Genomic DNA, 18,339 nt, shown 5'->3' with positions numbered 1-18,339 from the left:
CACGAAGGTAACTTTCCTGCGTACATTTCGTTACCTTCGTGCATTTATTTGCCTCATTTCCCATGCGCATGATTTCCCCAAACAAGCTTTTACTACTTACGCCTCCGTTTACCCAACTCAATACCCCGTACCCGGCTACCGCCTATATCAAGGGTTTTTTGAACACGTTGGGCGTGCCGTCGTGGCAGGCAGATTTGGGCATTGAGGTCATTTTAGCGCTTTTTTCTCCCCACGGACTTACCCAATTGTTTGACGCCCTCGACCGCGCCGAGCATGACATCGAACTGTCGGACAATGCCTTTCGCATTTATAGTCTCCGGGACGAGTACATCACGACCATTGAGCCCGTAATTCTTTTTTTACAGAACAAAAATCCCACGCTCGCTCACAGCATTTGTGACCGTACGTACTTGCCCGAAGCCTCCCGCTTCAAAGAAGTAGAAGACCTCGAATGGGCCTTTGGCACCATGGGCACGCAAGACAAAGCCCGTCACTTGGCCACGCTGTATTTGGAAGATTTGGGGGATTTTATTCAGGAAAGCGTCGACCCGCATTTTGGTTTTAGCCGCTACGCCGAGCGTTTGGGCCGCACGGCTACGCATTTTGATGAAATGCAAGCGTCGCTGCAAGCACCCGATACGCTGATTACGACGCTACTGACGGAATTGCTCGACCAAAAAATCAACATGTTTTCGCCGACGGTCGTTTGCCTGACCGTGCCCTTTCCGGGCAATCTTTTCGGGGCTTTTAAATGCGGTCAACACCTAAAAAAACACTATCCCGACATCAAAATCGTGATGGGGGGTGGTTTTTGTAACACCGAACTCCGCTCGCTTTCGGACCCGCGCGTGTTTGAGTACGTCGATTATGTCTGCTTAGACGATGGCGAAGCACCTTTGCGCTCGCTGTTGGAGTATCTGAAACAAAAACGGCCACTGGAAAAACTCAAGCGTATTTTTTCATTGGTGGATAACCAAGTGGTTTTCCACAACGGAGCTTCCGAGAAAGACGTAGCCCAGCGCGAAACGGGCACGCCCGATTACACCGATTTGAAATTGATGGATTATTTGTCGGTCATTGAGATTGTCAATCCGATGCACCGGCTCTGGAGCGACGGGCGATGGAATAAACTCACCTTGGCGCACGGTTGTTATTGGGGGAAATGCTCTTTTTGCGATATTTCGCTTGATTACATCAAAAACTACGAACCCCTAACGGCCTCACTCATCTGCGACCGCATCGAAGAAATCATTCAGAAAACCAAACAGAACGGTTTTCATTTTGTAGACGAAGCGGCACCACCGGCGCTGTTGCGGGATGTAGCCATCGAAATCATTCGTCGAAAATTGACCGTAGTCTGGTGGACCAACATTCGTTTTGAAAAGAATTTCACGCACGATTTGTCCATTCTCTTGAAGGCTTCTGGCTGCATTGCCATGTCGGGAGGGCTGGAGGTAGCGTCGGACCGGTTGTTGGAAAAAATGAAAAAGGGCGTAACCGTGGGGCAAGTAGCTCGCGTCACCGACGGTTTTACGCAGGCTGGCATCATGGTTCATGCCTATTTGATGTACGGTTTTCCGACCCAAACCACGCAGGAAACCGTTGATTCACTAGAAATGGTGCGGCAATTGTTCCAAAATGGCGTGTTGCAATCGGGCTTTTGGCACCGTTTTGCCATGACCTCACATAGCCCCGTGGGCTTGCACCCCGAAGCTTTTGATGTACAGCGAATTGGCCCCGATTTCGGCGGTTTTGCCGACAACGACCTCTATCACGACGACCCAACGGGAGCCAATCACGACCAGTTTGGGGAGGGTTTGCGCAAGTCGCTGTTCAATTATATGCACGGCGTAGGGTTTGAGATTCCACTCAATAAATGGTTTCCGTTCAAAGTACCTTCCACCACCATTCCTTCAAATTATATTCAAAAGCAAATTACCCAGTACGAAGATTCGGTTCGTAAAAATGCCTTTGTGGTTTGGTTGGGAAACCTGCCTTCGTTGGCCTATTTTGAGGTAAAACAAGGCAAAAAAACGGTGCAGATGGCCGAACTTCATTTTTACCACAAAAAGCACGATTTAGTGCTTGAAGTGCCTGCGGCAATGGGAGATTTTTGGATGGAGATATTCCCAAAAATTGCGATTACTAACTTCGAGAAGCCTTTTTTGTATCAACAATTACAAAACGATTTTGAAAACGCGCCATTCGGAAGTTTTGACGCTTTTAGCAAAACAACCGCTTGGAAGCAATTGCGCGAGAATGGATTGTTAATTCTGTAATTTGTGATCGCCCCTGACTTCTGTCCCTTACGCCAATTTCAGTCCAACCACCAAGCCCCACATCAGCAAAAAGCTGATTAACAGCGAGATATTAACCAATACGCCCGCAATACGTGAGTCATAATTAAGTTCATCGGCAAAGGGAAGAATCGTCATACCAATCGGTAGGATAACACAGACCAGCAGCACATTGCGGGCAAGCGTAGGCTCGGGAATCAATACGTACAAAAGCAAAATCGCGATAAAACCACAGGCATAACGAATCGTCAGGACCTTCACCACTGCCCACACCTGACTTCGTTCCAACGAAAAACTCATATAAATCCCCATGAGTAGCAATACAAGCGGCTTGTTGGCTTTGGCCAATACATCCAAAAAATCATAAGCAACCACGGGCAATTCTATCTTTAAGGCATTGATGGTCAACCCAATAAACATAGCCTGCAACGGAGGCAATTGAATTACTTTTTTCAAAACTCTTCCGTAGTTCACCCCTCCTTCGCCCTTCACCGCAAAATAACTCCCTACCGAATAAACCAAGCCAAAGGTGATGATGGTATTGCCGATGTCAAACATGGCCACGTACACTAGCCCTTCGCGCCCCCAAATACCCTCAATGATGGGAAACGCAAAAAGCCCTACGTTCAGCCCACCACACGACATGGTCAACACGCCACGCAGCCGATTGGGATAATCCTTAAACCAAACCCACCCCACCAACGTCATGACAACCCCCAAGGCAATGCAAATCAACGGAATAAGAAAAAGCGTAGGTTCAAATTTGATGCGAAGCATACTGACAATCATCAGCGCGGGAAAAGTGGTGTGCATCAAAAATTTTGAAATAGCTTTGCCATCCTGCTCGGTTACAAAATCAAATTTTTTAATCAAAAAGCCCATCGTCGCAATGCCGAGGGTGATTAAGAATACACTGTTGGTTTGATTCATTTGAACGGGATGGGAAGATTCTTTTACTTTAAAAATACAAAAGTAATAAAGGGATAATTAGTCTTTCCTAAAACTTTGAAAAGTATAATTTTTTATCAATTTTTCAGAATCACTTTTCTCACTATAAACTCGTTCAACACGGGGCTCATTCTTGATTCTTTACAATCTATTTTTTGTTAAGTACAATTCGGCAACGTTACCGATAACGTTTGCATAAAAATATCGGTCAAAATCATTGACTAACAACTAAAATAAAGATAAACTCAATCCGTCGGTTGCTAACTCCCTAAAAAGAGCCTGCAACTAGTTCTAACTGAAAAATACAATTTTAAATCTTTTATGCATCCTTCATTCGAAAAAGTACTGGTCGCCGACGACGACCTTCCGTGGGAAGTCGTCGATGAGAAAATAAAGCGTAAAGTCATGTCATACACCAATGAGTTGATGTTGGTAAAAGTTGCTTTTAAACAGGGAGGAATTGGGACAATTCACCAACACCCCCATTTGCAAATCAGCTACGTGGCAGGGGGCGTGTTTGAAGTGACCATCGGCGACCAAACCCGAAACTTAAAAGAAGGAGACGTCTATTTTGTGCCTTCCAACGTATTACACGGAGCCGTTTGCTTAGAAGAAGGTTTATTGATTGATGTTTTCAATCCCATGCGTGAAGATTTTGTCTAACTATCAGCTATAAACTGAGTCATACTATAAATATGAAACACCTACTATTTTGTTCATTCATTCTGGCCATCAGTCCTTCACTCGTTGCCCAAAAAACGCCCTACTCGGTTCGGATGGCCGAATCGGTGATGGGTTGGCACAAAGATTCCATTACGGTCAAGGAAGGGAAGCCAGCAGGCTGGGATTACGAGCAAGGTTTGATTTATAAAGCCATCGAAAAAGTATGGAACCGCACTGGCGACGGCAAGTATTTTGAGTACGTGGTGCGGGATATAAACCGCTACGTCCAAAAAGACGGCAGCATTCGTACCTATAGATACGACGATTTCAACCTCGACAATATCCCGACGGGACGCGCGCTGTTGACAATCTACCAACAAACCCAGCCCGACAAAGAAAAATACCGCAAAGCCGCCGATTTGTTGTGGAAACAAATTGAAAACCAGCCCAAAACCAAAGAAGGCGGGTACTGGCACAAAAAGCGTTATCCCAACCAAATGTGGCTCGACGGGCTGTTTATGGCCGAGCCTTTTTCGGCCGAGTACAGCCTAATTTTCAACCATCCAGCGCATTTTAACGACATTGCAAAACAGTTTGCATTGATTGAGAAATACGCCGTTGACCCAAAAACAGGACTTGTTTACCACGCATACGACGAAAGTAAGTCCGAAAAATGGGCCGACCCAAAAACGGGCCTCTCGCCGCATTTCTGGAGCCGGGCCATCGGCTGGTATGCCATGGCATTGGTCGATGTGTTGGATTATTTTCCCCAGACCCACCCTGAGCGCGCCAATCTGGTCAAATACCTGCAACGTTTAGCACCCGCACTTGTCAAGTATCAAGATGCCAAGTCGGGCGTATGGTATCAGATGACCACCCAAGGGACGCGCAAAGGCAATTATTTTGAAGCCTCCGCTTCCTGCATGTTTGTGTATGCATTGGCCAAAGGCGTACGCATGGGGTATTTGCCCCAAACTTATTTGCCTGCCGCCCAAAAAGGCTACGCAGGCATCCTCAAAGAATTTGTGGAAGAAGGGGCCAACGGCACAATTAACCTCAACAAAACGGTGAGTGTGGGTGGTCTCGGCGGCACACCTTACCGCGACGGAAGCTATGAATACTACCTTAGCGAGCCCATTCGCAAAAATGATTTGAAAGGCGTAGGCCCGTTTATCTTTGCCAGCGTCGAAATGGAAATTGCCGCCGAAAACAACTTGGGCAAAGGCAAAACCGTCGCCACAGATTATTATTTCAACCGAGAGTTTCGCAAAGACTGGAATGGGCAGGAAGAGCAGTTTCACTACACTTGGGAAGACCCCATGCATTCAGGATTCAAGGTGTGGGGGAATATTTTCCGTGATTTAGGCGCAAAAACCACGGCCATCAAAACCGCCCCAACGGCCGAAAATCTCAAAAACGTAGACGTTTACATCATCGTAGACCCCGATACGAAAAAAGAAACGGCTCATCCTAATTTCATTCAAGACACCGACATCCAGCAAATCAGCAATTGGGTAAAGGCTGGCGGAACGCTCGTGCTGATGGCCAACGACACCGCCAATTGTGAGCATAAAAATTTCAACCGTTTGGCCAATGAATTCGGCATTCAGTTTTTGCCCAAAAACGTGAATATGGTACAAGGCACGCAGTGGGAGCAGGGACGCATCGACATTCCAGCCAGAAATCTAATCTTCAAAAATACCAAGGCTGTATATATCAAAGAGTTGGCGCCACTCAACTTGAAAGCCCCCGCCCAAGGAATTCTGAGCCATAAAGGAGACGTGATTATCGGCGTAGCCAAAGTGGGAAAAGGAACGGTATTCGCCGTAGGCGACCCATGGCTGTACAATGAATACACCGATGGCCGCCGAATTCCGGTCATTTATGAAAACTTTTCGGCTGCCAAAGATTTAGCTACGTGGCTACTTTCTGCCAAAAAATAGCCGTCCACTAAAACCAGTCAACCAATACGGCACCATGACATATCTATCTAAAAATGAATTAAAACAGCTTCATGACCGACCAAATTTAGTCGTTCCTGACGAGTCTGTTTTTGAATTACCCGAAAAAGTACTGCAATTCGGCACTGGCGTTTTGTTGAGGGGATTACCCGATTATTTGATTGACAAGGCCAATCGGCAAGGCATTTTCAACGGCCGAATCGTAGTGGTCAAATCGACCGATGGCGGCGATGCCACCGCTTTTGATGAGCAAGACAGCCTCTATACGCTGTGTGTTAGAGGGGTTGAACTGGGCCAAAACGTCGAAGAAAATATCATTTGCTCGGCCATCAGCCGCGTGTTGTCGGCCAAATCACAATGGCAGCGTATTTTAGATTGTGCCAAGAACCCCGAACTACAAATCATCATTTCCAACACCACCGAAGTAGGCATTCAACTCACGCAGGATGATATTTCTGTCACTCCGCCCGCGTCGTTCCCCGGGAAATTGTTGGCGTTTTTATACGCCCGGTTTCAGGCTTTCGGCGGCAGCAAAGCCTCAGGGTTGGTGATTGTGCCTACTGAATTGATTTCCGACAACGGCACTAAACTAGAGTCCATCGTCATCGAATTGGCCCACCGCAACGGGTTAGAGTCCAGTTTTCTGGATTGGCTCGAAAGCACCAACCATTTTTGTAACTCATTGGTAGACCGAATTGTACCCGGTAAACCTGACGCTGATACTTATCAAGGACTTACGCAGGAATTGGGCTACGAAGACAAACTGCTCACCATGAGCGAGGTATTCAGGCTGTGGGCCATCGAAGGCAACGAACACGTAAAACAGGTACTTTCTTTTCACAAAGCCGACGATGGTGTTTTTATTGAGCCAGATATTAACCTCTTTCGCGAACTCAAACTGCGTCTGCTAAACGGCACCCACACTTTGAGCAGCGGTTTAGCTTATTTAGCTGGGTTTGACAACGTTATTGGTGCAATGCAAAACGAAACTATGTCGGCGTATATCAGCAATCTGATGATGTCCGAATTGGGTCTTGCAATTCCGTACCCTATGGACGAAAAAAGCCCGCAACGTTTTGGAATGCAGGTATTGGATCGTTTTCGTAATCCGCACCTCAATCACCAATGGCTCAGCATTACGCTCAATTATACCTCAAAAATGAAACTGCGTAACGTTCCAACGCTTCTTCGCTATTACGATATTTTCAACTGCGTACCTGAATATTTTTCGTTGGGTTTTGCGGCCTATTTGTGTTTTATGAAATCGGTTGCCAAGGAGCGTTTTGTCTATTTTGGCGAACGAGACGGGCAGCTCTATCCTATTCAGGACGAAAAAGCAGAGTATTTTTATCAACAATGGCAACAAAATACCCCTGCTCAATTGGTTGAATCGGTGCTGCAAAATAAAACGCTGTGGGACACCGACCTTACTTTATTACCCGGTTTTGCCCAAAGTGTAACAGAAAACGTAGAAAATATGCTTGAAAATGGGGTAAAAACCACGCTTGAAGCCTTTTTTTATAAAAATACCACTCCATTCATAGAAATTAACGCGACTCTCTAACCATCTAGCTATACTAAAATGTTGGTCACTAAAACTTTTTTAGACGAAGACTTTTTGCTGCAAACCGATACGGCACGCACGCTTTATCATGAGTTTGCGAAACAGATGCCAATCATTGATTACCACAATCACTTGCCGCCCGACCAAATCGTTAACGATAAAAACTTTGAGAATTTAACGCAGATTTGGCTCTACGGCGACCACTACAAGTGGCGAGGAATGCGCACCAACGGCGTAGACGAGAGCTACTGTACGGGCGACAAAAGTGATTATCAAAAGTTTGAAAAATGGGCCGAAACCGTTCCGTATACCCTTCGAAATCCGCTTTACCACTGGACACATTTGGAGTTGCAGCGTTATTTTGACGTTCACGATATTTTAAGCCCCAAAACGGCCCGAAAAATCTACGATGAGTGCTCCGAAAAACTCCGCACGCCCGATTATTCGGTGCGAAATCTGTTGCGTAAAATGAACGTCGAAGTCGTCTGTACCACCGACGACCCGCTGGATTCGCTGGAATACCATCAGCAATTGAAAAACGAAGGCACTTTTGAAATCCAAATGCGTCCCGCTTTTCGTCCCGACAAATTTATCTTAATCGGTAATCCAAACTTTGCCAATTTCATCCAAAAACTGGCCGCTATCGTAGGTTTTGAAATCACATCGTACGACGATTTGACCAAAGCCCTACGCGCTCGGGCGGACTTTTTCGCCTCGCTAGGTTGTTTGTTGTCTGACCACGGTCTGGAGCAATTATACGCCGCTGATTTTACGCCCGAAGATGCCAACGCGATTTTCAAAAAAGCATTGGCGGGTCAAACCATCACTTCGGCGGAGCAGGTATTGTACCAATCCGCGATTTTGCACCACCTTGGCACCATGTACCACGAACTGGGCTGGACGCAGCAATTCCACATCGGTGCATTGCGCAACAATAACACCCGCGCCCTGCGTATGCTTGGTCCCGATACGGGCTGGGATTCCATCGGCGACTGGTCACAGGCAATGGCTTTGTCTAAATTTTTAGGCCGTTTGGATGAATACAACCAATTGGCAAAAACCATCATTTATAACCTCAACCCTGCCGACAACGAAGTGATTGCCACCATGATTGGCAATTTCAACGACGGCTCAATAGCTGGTAAAATCCAGTTTGGGTCAGGTTGGTGGTTTATGGACCAGAAAGACGGCATGGAAAAACAAATGAATGCACTGTCGAATATGGGGCTGTTGAGCCGGTTCGTCGGAATGCTTACCGATTCACGTTCATTTTTGTCGTTTCCTCGCCACGAGTATTTCCGTCGTATTTTGTGTAATATGTTCGGCAACGACATCGAAAATGGCGAATTGCCCAATGACACCGAGTGGATTGGACAGGTAGTTCAGAATATTTGCTACAATAACGCCAAGCAATATTTCGGATTTTAATAGTCTGTTGGAGCGGTTTTAGGGCGCGTGTGGCGGCGGTTTCTCAAAACCGCCGCCACGCATTAAACCAGCCATGAACGTTAAACCGCAAGAGTCGTTTAATTAAATAATTGATAATCAAAAGAATACACCCTTGAGTACAGGAAATACTATTTGTTGTTTTGGAGAATTACTGTTGCGTTTTTCGCCGCAACTCAATGGTGAGTGGATTAAACAGGCGAACATGCCCGTTTTTGTCGGCGGTGCCGAACTCAACGTAGCCAATGCCCTCGCCAATTGGAAAGTGCCGGTACGCTACAGCACAGTTTTACCCGAAAACCAACTCTCAACCGAAATCAAAGCCTATATTGAGGAAAAAGGAATTGAAACATCTGGCATTCGGCATTTTGGGTCACGCATTGGTGCGTATTATTTGCCACAGGGGGCAGATTTAAAAAACGCTGGCGTGATTTACGACCGGGCTTTTTCTTCATTTTCAGAATTAAAAGTGGGCAAAGTAGATTGGGAACAGATTTTGGAAGGTTGCTCGTGGTTTCATTTTAGCGCTATCAGCCCCGCCCTCAACCAAGACGTAGCAGATGCCTGTCTGGAAGCATTGCAGGTGGCTTCGCGCTTGGGCATCACCATTTCTGTAGATTTAAACTATCGCGCCAAACTGTGGCAGTTTGGTAAAAAACCCGTCGAAATCATGCCCGCCTTGGCGCAGTACTGCGACGTAATCATGGGTAATATCTGGGCCGCTAATACACTTTTGGGCATTCCAGTTGATAAAACGGTGGAGCAAAACCCTACGCAGGAGAAGTATCTGGCCCACAGCATTGCTACTGCCGAAAATATTCAGGCAGCATTCCCGAAATGCAAAGTCGTGGCTCATACCTTCCGTTTCGACGCGTTTGAAGAAGGAATTCAGTATTATACTACTTTGTACAAAGACGGAATACAGTACGTTTCCCCCGAATTTACCACCCAAAAAGTGATTGATAAAGTAGGCAGCGGCGATTGTTTTATGGGCGGCCTTATTTATGGACTGCATCACCAACACGCTCCGCAAGACATCATTGATTTTGCGGCAGCGGCGGCGTTTGGCAAATTGCAGGAATACGGCGATGCCTCGCAGCAAACCGTAGAAAAAGTAAAAGAAACGTTAAACAACGTTTTGAGTGAGAATTAATGTAAACAACAACGATATCAATGGCTTTTGAACCACAACTCGTTTATCAAACCCTGGCAAGCGCACCCATCGTCCCGGTGTTTTATCATCCCGACGCAGAAGTAACCTGCCAAATCATTAAAGCCTGTTACGACGGAGGGATTCGGGCGTTTGAGTTTACCAATCGCGGCGAAAACGCCAAAGAAGTTTTCAAAGTATTACGCGATTTTATCAGTACAAACTACCCAAAAATGGCTTTAGGTATTGGAACCGTTTTCAATGCGCTTCAGGCGGAGGAATTCATTGCACTGGGCGCTGATTTTGTGGTTCAACCATGTACCACAATGGATGTAGCCGAGGTATGCAAAGCGCAAAATATCGCTTGGATGCCTGGTGTCATGACCGTTTCGGAAGTTTACAATGCTACTTCACTAGGGGCAGAAATTGTAAAAGTCTTTCCCGGAAATGTCGTGGGTTCAGGATTTGTCAAAGCCTTGAAAGGCCCTTTGCCCAAGGTTAAAGTGATGGTAACGGGAGGCGTAGAACCCACCCCCGAAAGCCTAAAAGAGTGGTTTAGCGCTGGGGTAAGTGCGGTGGGTATTGGCTCACAACTCTTTCCAAAGGCCGTCGTCGAAGCAGGTAATTTTGAAGAAATAGCCCAAAAGATAAATACATTACTAACCTATTACCAAACCCTCGCTCCAACCGCATAGACACACAGATTGTATAGCCGGAAGCTATGTGCCCTTTGTGCCTATGTTGTTACAAAACCCTTCTTCTAAATGGAAAAAATCGGTAATTATCGCTGGACCATTTGCGGTCTGGTATTTTTCGCAACCACCATTAACTACCTCGACAGGCAGGTAATCAGTTTATTAAAATCCACTCTTTCGGAAGAACTGAACTGGAACGATGGTGACTACGCCAACATTGAAATCGCCTTCAAACTATTTTATGCCTTCGGGATGCTCGGCGCTGGGCGTTTGGTCGATAAACTGGGCACTAAAATCGGCTACGCCGTTGCTACTACTTTGTGGAGCGTGGCGGCCGTAGCCCATGCTTTGGTAAATACTGTTTTTGGGTTTGCCGTTGTGCGTTCTGCGCTCGGTATCACGGAGGCTGGAAACTTTCCCGCCGCCATCAAGACCGTTGCCGAATGGTTTCCTAAAAAAGAACGTGCTTTTGCCACGGGAATTTTCAACTCTGGCACCAACTTTGGCGCCATCGTGGCTCCACTTTCGGTGCCTTTCATCGCCGCCGAAATGGGCTGGCAATGGGCATTTATCATTACGGGGATGTTGGGTTTTGTGTGGCTCGTGCTTTGGCTGATGTTTTATGAAGTACCAAGCAAAAGCCCCAAACTTTCAAAAGCCGAATACGATTACATCCATTCTGACGCCGCTGAAGTACTGGCCGACAAAAACGACGTCAACAAACCGCAGGTTTCTTGGTTCAAACTTTTAAGTTTCCGCCAAACTTGGGCATTTGCCCTTGGTAAACTCCTCACCGACCCTATCTGGTGGTTTTATCTTTTCTGGTTGCCCGACTTTTTGCAAAGCCAATACAAACTTACGGGTACACAGATTGCCATTCCAGTGGCGGTAGTGTACACCCTTTCAACCTTTGGGAGTGTTTTGGGCGGTTATTTACCAATGTACCTTATCAAAACCGGCTGGCCTGTGTTCAGGGCACGCAAAACTTCCATGCTCATTTATGCCCTTTGTGTATCCCCGATTATTTTCTCGCAAATTTTAGGCAGTATTGACATGTGGTATGCCGTTTGTGTCATTGGATTTGCCGCCGCTGCTCACCAAGCATGGAGCGCCAATATCTTCACTACGGTTTCGGACATGTTTCCTAAATACACCACTGCTTCCGTTACTGGAATCGGCGGGATGTTTGGCGCTTTGGGCGGGATTTTACTTTCTGCTTTGGTTCAAAAAAACATGTTTGTCTATTACCGTTCTATCAACCAAATCGAGACGGCCTATTACATCATGTTTTTCGTGTGCGGTGCCGCTTACGTGTTGGCGTGGACGATTATGCACTTCTTGGTCCCTAAAATGAAACCGGTAGATTTATAAAAATGACTATGAAAAAGGCCTTCGCATTTTTACTGATTACTTGTTTCTCGGTTCTCAATACAACTTTTGCCCAATCAAAAGATGAAGCGGCGGTTGCGAGCGCTGTAGAAGCACTCAAAAAAGCAATGATTGACGCCGACAAAGCAACGCTCGAAAACCTCACCGATGAAGCCCTCAGCTATGGCCACTCCAACGGCAAAATTGAGGACAAAGCGGAGTTTGTACGCGCTATTGTTAGCGGCGAATCTGATTTTGTGACCATCAATCTGACCGAACAAACCATCAAAATAGTTGGCAACGCGGCCATCGTACGCCATAAATTGGCGGGGACAACCAACAATAGCGGTAAGCCCGGTACAGCAAACCTCTCGCTTTTGATGGTGTGGCAAAAACAAAAAGGAGGCTGGAAATTGCTGGCCCGACAGGCAGTTAAAATTTAACGGCTTTACTTTTTACAAAAATCCCCTTGGCCTCGGTCAAGGGGATTTTTTATGGTTTATTTATTTACCCATTATCCTTCAACCGCTCTTTCTGAGGCGGTTTGTAAAAAGAAAAAACGGATTATATGAGGGTAGTGGGCCGAAAAAACTATTTTTGTCCTGTAAATCAATCTTTAGTTCAACCCACTGGAATCCTATGAAAACCGTAGATTCGTACAATTTTGCAGGGAAACGAGCGCTTATTCGCGTGGACTTCAACGTGCCCCTCAATGAAAAATTTGAAATTACTGACGACACCCGCATTCAGGCTACGCTACCTACCATCCGCAAAATTTTGGCAGATGGCGGTTCCTGCGTTCTGATGTCACACTTGGGACGCCCGAAAGACGGTCCAACCGAAAAATATTCACTTAAACACTTAATCAACCCATTATCGGTAATCTTGGGGGTTTCAGTCAAATTTGCCGATGATTGCATCGGAGAATCTGCCTACGACCAAGCTACTACCCTTCAACCCGGCGAAATCCTGCTGCTCGAAAACCTTCGTTTTTATAAGCAGGAAGAAAAAGGCGATGTTGCATTTGCCGAAAAACTTTCAAAACTCGGCGATGTGTGGGTAAACGATGCCTTCGGAACCGCCCACCGCGCCCACGCTTCTACGGCCGTTATCGGACAGTTTTTTGAAGACCGTATCTGCGGTTACGTTATGCAAGCCGAAATCGACAATGCCCAGCGCATTCTCGAACACGCCGAGCGCCCTTTCACGGCCATCATGGGAGGCGCCAAAATCTCGGACAAAATCCTCATCATTGAGCGTCTTTTGGACAAAGTGGATAATCTCATTATCGGAGGCGGAATGACTTATACATTCACCAAAGCCCTCGGTGGTCAAATTGGAAAGTCACTTTTAGAAGCTGACAAACAAGAATTGGCCCTCGAAATTCTGGAAAAAGCCAAAGCCAAAGGCGTGAATATCATCATGCCCGTAGATAATGTATGTGCCGATGCTTTTTCGAACGACGCCAATCGTCAAATCGTAGCTACTGGACAAATCCCCGACGGCTGGGAAGGCTTAGATATTGGTCCAGCAAGTATTGCCTTGTTTGAAGAAGTAGTACGTACGTCAAAAACCATTCTTTGGAACGGCCCGATGGGTGTATTTGAATTCCCTAACTTTGCCATCGGCACTGACGCAATTGCCAAAGCAGTGGTCAAAGCAACCGAAGAAAACGGTGCGTTCTCGCTCATCGGTGGGGGAGATTCGGCCTCGGCCATCAACAACGCCGGCTACGGCGACCGCGTGAGCTACGTCTCAACGGGTGGCGGAGCATTGCTCGAATACATGGAAGGAAAAGAATTGCCAGGCGTAGCAGCTTTGGCTTAATTTTTTCAATATTCATTCAAAAAAGAAGGGCGCACAAAAATGCGTCCTTCTTTTTTAGAGCACCCTAAAACTTTGGTAATCAACAATTATTATCCTTCATACTTCTCCACTACGCGCAGAATATCCTCTTCTTTCGATAATTTCAACTTTTGGTCTTTGATAAACGTTTCGAGCTCGGCCTGCTTGTCGCCGAGCGCTTCCAACAACGCTTTTTTGTCTTTTTTGAGGCGGGTCAGGGTACCATTTTTAAACAAATACAACGCATCTTCTTTCATAAAACGTTTGGTCTGGGTGGCCGAGCTGTACAGTTTTTCGGTCTGAATCCTAACGGTGCTGTGTTTTAATAATTTAACATTTCCGTCGTACATTACCTGATAAAAATTTCGGGCGGTAAGGGATTCTATCGCTGGAAAACCGCTTCTAAACACGCCGTCGTTGGTCGAAAACTCCGTGATTTCGCTGCTGAATCGGTATGGCTTTTGATTTTCTTCGTATTCAAGTTCGTCTTTGTAGAGGTCATACCGCATTTTTGCCAACTCATAAGTTTTGCCATTATTTTTGGCTTTGACACTCCCCCTCGACCATGCGTCGTTGAGATAAGGCGAACCTTCGATTTCTACGTATCCATTTTCGAAGATAGGACGCCCGTTGATGTCCTGAATAAACATACTTTGGGCATAAGTTACGAGGGTTAGTAAAATCAATCCCCCACAGAGTAATGACTTTTTCATGTTGCGTTGTACTTTTGCGAGCAAATTAAACAATCTACCTTGCGACTCCAAGACCATCTTTACCACGTTATCCAAAGTCTGCCCGGTTTTTTACCTGAAACGTGGCTGGCAGGAGCATTTTTATTCATTATTTTCAGTGAAATTCTGCTAAAATACAGCCGTTGGCAGTTGCAGACTACTGGCATCCTGCGTAGTTTAACTATCGGAGCACTGGCGGTCGCTTTGGTCTTGGTTTGTCTTCAATGGAACGACTTGGGCGGTTATTTATTTCATCACCTGATTTATCTTGACCACAAAGCCGTTTTCTTCAAACTTATTATTCTCATTACGGGGCTATTAGTGCTGCTGCACGTACAATTTGTGCAAACAAAACTCCCCGCCGAATTTTATAGTATTTTGTTGGCCGTAGTGCTAGGGCTTTTTCTGATGGCGATGGCCACCAATGGCCTGAGCGTGTACCTATCCATAGAGTTGGTATCGATTGGGTCTTATTTAATGGTCACCTTTGGCAGCGGTAAAAAACCCGCAGAAGGCGGAATTAAATACCTTTTGTTTGGCGCACTCAGTTCGGCTATCATGCTGTACGGGCTTTCGCTGCTGTACGGGATGACGGGTACGTTGGATTTTACGAGCGACGTATTTGCCAGTCAGTTAGCCCAAAATCCGCCACTTATTTTGTTGGTGGTTGGGTTTCTCACCTTGAGCGGCGTACTATTCAAACTTTCGCTGGTTCCGTTTCATGTTTGGCCGCCAGATGTGTACGAGTCTGCCCCTACGCCCATTGTGTCTTTTTTATCAACCGCCCCCAAAGCAGCGGCGTTGTTGCTCTTGATGCGCCTTTTGAGTGTATTCCCTGCCGATTTTCAAAAACTCATGGCCATCATTGCGTTGGTGAGTATTTTGGTCGGCAATCTCGCTGCCCTTTGGCAAAACGACCTAAAACGGCTCATGGCCTACTCTGGTATTGCACAAGCAGGATTTCTCATTGTGGGATTGACCGCGTTTAATCAAACTGGGTTTGAAAGCGCGGCGTTTTACATCACGGTCTATGTCATCATCAACATTGCGGTTTTCTTACTTATTGATTTGATGGGGCAAGATACTCCTTCCCCCACTTTGGCTTCTATTACGGGCAAAGGCGCGGCCTATCCCTTACTGAGTGTTTGTTTTACGGTGCTGATGCTGGGTTTGGTTGGATTGCCACCTACGGCAGGGTTTACGGCAAAATTACTCGTATTCTCTTCACTCTGGGAAGCGTATCAGGCCAACGGCGACCCATTGTTAGTGACATTGTTGGTCGTTGGGTTGCTCAATGCCGTTGTTTCACTATTTTATTATTTTAAAATTCCCTTTTATCTATTTTTTCGAAAAAGCCCATCGACACAGGTTTCCTCACCTATTTCATACGCAGCAACAATTCTTATTTCTCTCCTGACAATCACCATCTTAGCCCTCTTTTTCAAGACCGATGGGTTGATTGAATGGATTCGACTGCTATAAGATGTTTTTCGCCTGTTCAACCGCCTTATGCTATACCGTATTGACTGATTCTTATCAGATTAGTGAATAATTTTGGGCTTCCGAGAACAACGGATAGCCCAAGCATTTATATTTGTCCGACTTTTTCACCAAATCTGCGGAAACCCACGTTCTAAAAGCGATTTAAAATTAGACATACATCCCTGCTTCATAACCAGTGCTTCCTATCATTTTATAGAACAAACGATTTTCATGGAACAAGGTAACGGTCACCACAATTTAGACAAAATCTCAGGCGCGGGATTATTGGTTGCATTGGGGATTGTGTATGGAGACATCGGAACCTCTCCGTTGTACGTGATGCAGGCCATAATTGGTAAAAGCCGTATCAATGAAGAGGTTGTATTGGGTGCGCTCTCGTGCGTATTCTGGACGCTCACGCTGCAAACAACCATCAAATACGTCATATTAATTTTACGGGCCGACAACCGTGGTGAAGGCGGAACTTTAGCCCTTTTTGCACTGGTACGACGTCATGCCAAGTGGCTCACCATCCCTACCATGATTGGAGGCGCCGCGCTCTTGGCCGATGGTATTATTTGTCCGCCGATTTCGGTTTCTTCTGCGGTCGAAGGATTGGAGATTTTATATCCGAATATTCAGACCGTCCCGATTGTATTGGTCATTTTGGCGGTTTTGTTTCTCATTCAGGTTTTTGGGACAAAGGTAGTGGGCGGAGCTTTCGGGCCTATTATGTTGGTTTGGTTCTCGACTTTGGGTATTTTGGGATTTTCGCACGTTATCCAAAACCCATTGGTTATCAAAGCCCTCAACCCTTATTATGCTTATCAATTGTTGGTTGAACACCCCGGGGGATTCGCACTTTTAGGGGCTGTTTTTCTATGTACCACGGGAGCAGAGGCACTGTATTCGGACTTGGGTCACTGCGGCCGGGGCAATATTCGCGTAAGTTGGGTATTTGTAAAGTTCACTTTATTGCTCAATTACTTTGGCCAATCGGCATGGTTGATGGCGCACAATGGCCAGTACCTCAACGGCCGTAAGCCTTTTTATGAACTCATGCCAGACTGGTTTTTATTGCCTGGTATTGCCATTGCTACCATGGCCGCTATCATTGCCAGTCAAGCGTTAATTACGGGCTCGTTTACGTTGGTCAGCGAGGCGATTCGCCTCAATTTTTGGCCAAAAATCAAACTTAAGTACCCTTCAGCCCAAAAGGGGCAGTTGTATGTGCCGAGCATTAACCTGCTTCTTTTTATCGGTTGCGTGGCCGTGGTGCTGTATTTTAGGCGCTCCACCAACATGGAAGCTGCTTATGGTTTGGCCATCACGCTTACCATGCTCGTAGACACGCTTCTGATGTCGTACTATCTCTATACTCACCGCTACAATATGTGGCTGGTCATTGTATTTTTGGTGGTGTATTTCGCAGTGGAAAGCGCTTTCATGCTCGCCAATTTAGAAAAATTTGCGCACGGAGGTTGGGTGTCGGTATTGATTTGTACCATTCTGGCAACCGTCATGTTTATCTGGCTCAAAGCTGGCCAAATCAAAGCACAGTTGACCGAATATACCAAACTTGCTACGTACATTGATGCGCTCAAAGAACTCAGCCGTGACGTAAGCATCCCCAAATACGCCACGCACCTAGTGTTTATGTCAAACGCTTCGCGTACAAGTGAAGTTGAATCTAAAATTATTTACTCAATTTTCGAAAAACGCCCCAAACGGGCCGATATTTACTGGTTTGTCCACGTTGACACGACCGATGAACCGTACACAATGCAATACAAAGTCGACGTCATTGAACCCGACGATGTCATCAAAGTCACCTTCCGGTTGGGCTTTCGAATCGAACAGCGCATCAATCTCTACCTGCGCCGTATTATTGAAGACATGGTAAAAAACAAAGAAGTGGACATCACCAGCCGTTATGAATCGCTTCACCGACACAACGTTATCGGCGATTTCCGCTTTGTTGTATTGGAAAAATTCCTTTCGTATGAGAATGAATTGCCCATCTTTGAGCAGCTTATCATGAAAGCGTACTTCTTTATCAAAAGCTTTACCAACAGTGAAGATAAGTGGTTTGGATTAGATAGCAGTGCTGTAAAAATCGAAAAAGTCCCACTCATCATCAGGGCCATAGACAAGGTAAATCTGCAACGGATTTATGGCTAATTTTTAAC

The 18,339-nt window shown here is 46.0% G+C and carries 14 protein-coding genes; 12 read left to right on the top strand and 2 right to left on the bottom strand.

Going from position 1 to position 18,339, the window contains the following annotated elements; all coding sequences use genetic code 11:
* Positions 1–62 precede the first annotated feature (62 nt).
* Complete coding sequence (locus NCI00_RS12700; protein ID WP_253528347.1) at positions 63–2,279, top strand: B12-binding domain-containing radical SAM protein; 2,217 nt, start codon at positions 63–65, stop codon at positions 2,277–2,279.
* A 27-nt stretch (positions 2,280–2,306) separates the two neighbouring features.
* Here the strand turns inward: NCI00_RS12700 and NCI00_RS12695 are convergent, their stop codons facing one another.
* Positions 2,307–3,227: an AEC family transporter gene (locus tag NCI00_RS12695; RefSeq protein ID WP_253528055.1), complete on the bottom strand. Its 921-nt coding sequence runs from the start codon at positions 3,225–3,227 to the stop codon at positions 2,307–2,309.
* 339 nt (positions 3,228–3,566) lie between these two features.
* Between NCI00_RS12695 and NCI00_RS12690 the strand changes: the two genes are divergently transcribed.
* The 9 genes from NCI00_RS12690 (at position 3,567) to NCI00_RS12650 (ending at position 13,919) form a co-directional block, all read left to right on the top strand.
* Positions 3,567–3,908 carry a cupin domain-containing protein gene (locus NCI00_RS12690; protein ID WP_253528053.1) on the top strand — a complete coding sequence of 114 codons (342 nt, stop codon included), beginning with the start codon at positions 3,567–3,569 and terminating at the stop codon, positions 3,906–3,908.
* Positions 3,909–3,940: 32 nt separating this feature from the next.
* Positions 3,941–5,851: a glycoside hydrolase family 88 protein gene (locus NCI00_RS12685; protein WP_253528051.1), complete on the top strand. Its 1,911-nt coding sequence runs from the start codon at positions 3,941–3,943 to the stop codon at positions 5,849–5,851.
* Between the two features lie 34 nt (positions 5,852–5,885).
* Complete coding sequence (locus NCI00_RS12680; RefSeq protein WP_253528049.1) at positions 5,886–7,433, top strand: tagaturonate reductase; 1,548 nt, start codon at positions 5,886–5,888, stop codon at positions 7,431–7,433.
* A gap of 18 nt (positions 7,434–7,451) precedes the next feature.
* Positions 7,452–8,861 carry a glucuronate isomerase gene (gene uxaC / locus NCI00_RS12675; protein ID WP_253528047.1) on the top strand — a complete coding sequence of 470 codons (1,410 nt, stop codon included), beginning with the start codon at positions 7,452–7,454 and terminating at the stop codon, positions 8,859–8,861.
* 133 nt (positions 8,862–8,994) lie between these two features.
* Entirely contained in the window at positions 8,995–10,032 is a 1,038-nt protein-coding gene (locus NCI00_RS12670; protein WP_253528045.1) for a sugar kinase, read from the top strand.
* Between the two features lie 20 nt (positions 10,033–10,052).
* Entirely contained in the window at positions 10,053–10,724 is a 672-nt protein-coding gene (locus NCI00_RS12665; protein ID WP_253528043.1) for a bifunctional 4-hydroxy-2-oxoglutarate aldolase/2-dehydro-3-deoxy-phosphogluconate aldolase, read from the top strand.
* Between the two features lie 69 nt (positions 10,725–10,793).
* Positions 10,794–12,095: an MFS transporter gene (locus tag NCI00_RS12660; protein ID WP_114068597.1), complete on the top strand. Its 1,302-nt coding sequence runs from the start codon at positions 10,794–10,796 to the stop codon at positions 12,093–12,095.
* Positions 12,096–12,103: 8 nt separating this feature from the next.
* On the top strand, positions 12,104–12,535 hold the full coding sequence (locus NCI00_RS12655) for a nuclear transport factor 2 family protein (protein WP_253528041.1): 432 nt from the start codon (positions 12,104–12,106) through the stop codon (positions 12,533–12,535).
* 196 nt (positions 12,536–12,731) lie between these two features.
* A complete protein-coding gene (locus tag NCI00_RS12650) occupies positions 12,732–13,919 on the top strand; it encodes a phosphoglycerate kinase (RefSeq protein ID WP_166558602.1) in 1,188 nt (395 codons plus the stop codon).
* Between the two features lie 89 nt (positions 13,920–14,008).
* On the opposite strand, the gene NCI00_RS12645 is transcribed toward NCI00_RS12650, so the two are convergent.
* Positions 14,009–14,650, bottom strand: coding sequence for a hypothetical protein (locus NCI00_RS12645; protein ID WP_162793984.1), 642 nt, complete (start codon positions 14,648–14,650; stop codon positions 14,009–14,011).
* A 39-nt stretch (positions 14,651–14,689) separates the two neighbouring features.
* Between NCI00_RS12645 and NCI00_RS12640 the strand changes: the two genes are divergently transcribed.
* Together NCI00_RS12640 and NCI00_RS12635 are read left to right on the top strand one after the other, a co-directional pair.
* On the top strand, positions 14,690–16,150 hold the full coding sequence (locus NCI00_RS12640; RefSeq protein WP_253528038.1) for an NADH-quinone oxidoreductase subunit N: 1,461 nt from the start codon (positions 14,690–14,692) through the stop codon (positions 16,148–16,150).
* Between the two features lie 231 nt (positions 16,151–16,381).
* Complete coding sequence (locus NCI00_RS12635) at positions 16,382–18,331, top strand: KUP/HAK/KT family potassium transporter (protein ID WP_253528035.1); 1,950 nt, start codon at positions 16,382–16,384, stop codon at positions 18,329–18,331.
* Positions 18,332–18,339: the final 8 nt, after the last annotated feature.

It is taken from the genome of Runella salmonicolor, assembly GCF_024158025.1.
In the GTDB taxonomy this organism is placed as follows: Bacteria; Bacteroidota; Bacteroidia; order Cytophagales; family Spirosomataceae; genus Runella; species Runella salmonicolor.
The sequence above is the reverse complement of the archived record's forward strand: the minus strand, read 5'-3'. Positions and strand labels throughout refer to the sequence as shown.

Bases quoted from the DNA above. Each gene is read 5' to 3' on its own strand.
- NCI00_RS12690 (WP_253528053.1), top strand. From the start codon at position 3,567: ATGCATCCTTCATTCGAAAAAGTACTGGTCGCCGACGACGACCTTCCG.
- NCI00_RS12645 (WP_162793984.1), bottom strand. From the start codon at position 14,650: ATGAAAAAGTCATTACTCTGTGGGGGATTGATTTTACTAACCCTCGTA.
- NCI00_RS12660 (WP_114068597.1), top strand. From the start codon at position 10,794: ATGGAAAAAATCGGTAATTATCGCTGGACCATTTGCGGTCTGGTATTT.
- NCI00_RS12635 (WP_253528035.1), top strand. From the start codon at position 16,382: ATGGAACAAGGTAACGGTCACCACAATTTAGACAAAATCTCAGGCGCG.
- NCI00_RS12700 (WP_253528347.1), top strand. From the start codon at position 63: ATGCGCATGATTTCCCCAAACAAGCTTTTACTACTTACGCCTCCGTTT.
- NCI00_RS12695 (WP_253528055.1), bottom strand. From the start codon at position 3,227: ATGAATCAAACCAACAGTGTATTCTTAATCACCCTCGGCATTGCGACG.
- NCI00_RS12680 (WP_253528049.1), top strand. From the start codon at position 5,886: ATGACATATCTATCTAAAAATGAATTAAAACAGCTTCATGACCGACCA.
- uxaC (WP_253528047.1), top strand. From the start codon at position 7,452: ATGTTGGTCACTAAAACTTTTTTAGACGAAGACTTTTTGCTGCAAACC.
- NCI00_RS12685 (WP_253528051.1), top strand. From the start codon at position 3,941: ATGAAACACCTACTATTTTGTTCATTCATTCTGGCCATCAGTCCTTCA.
- NCI00_RS12655 (WP_253528041.1), top strand. From the start codon at position 12,104: ATGAAAAAGGCCTTCGCATTTTTACTGATTACTTGTTTCTCGGTTCTC.
- NCI00_RS12665 (WP_253528043.1), top strand. From the start codon at position 10,053: ATGGCTTTTGAACCACAACTCGTTTATCAAACCCTGGCAAGCGCACCC.
- NCI00_RS12650 (WP_166558602.1), top strand. From the start codon at position 12,732: ATGAAAACCGTAGATTCGTACAATTTTGCAGGGAAACGAGCGCTTATT.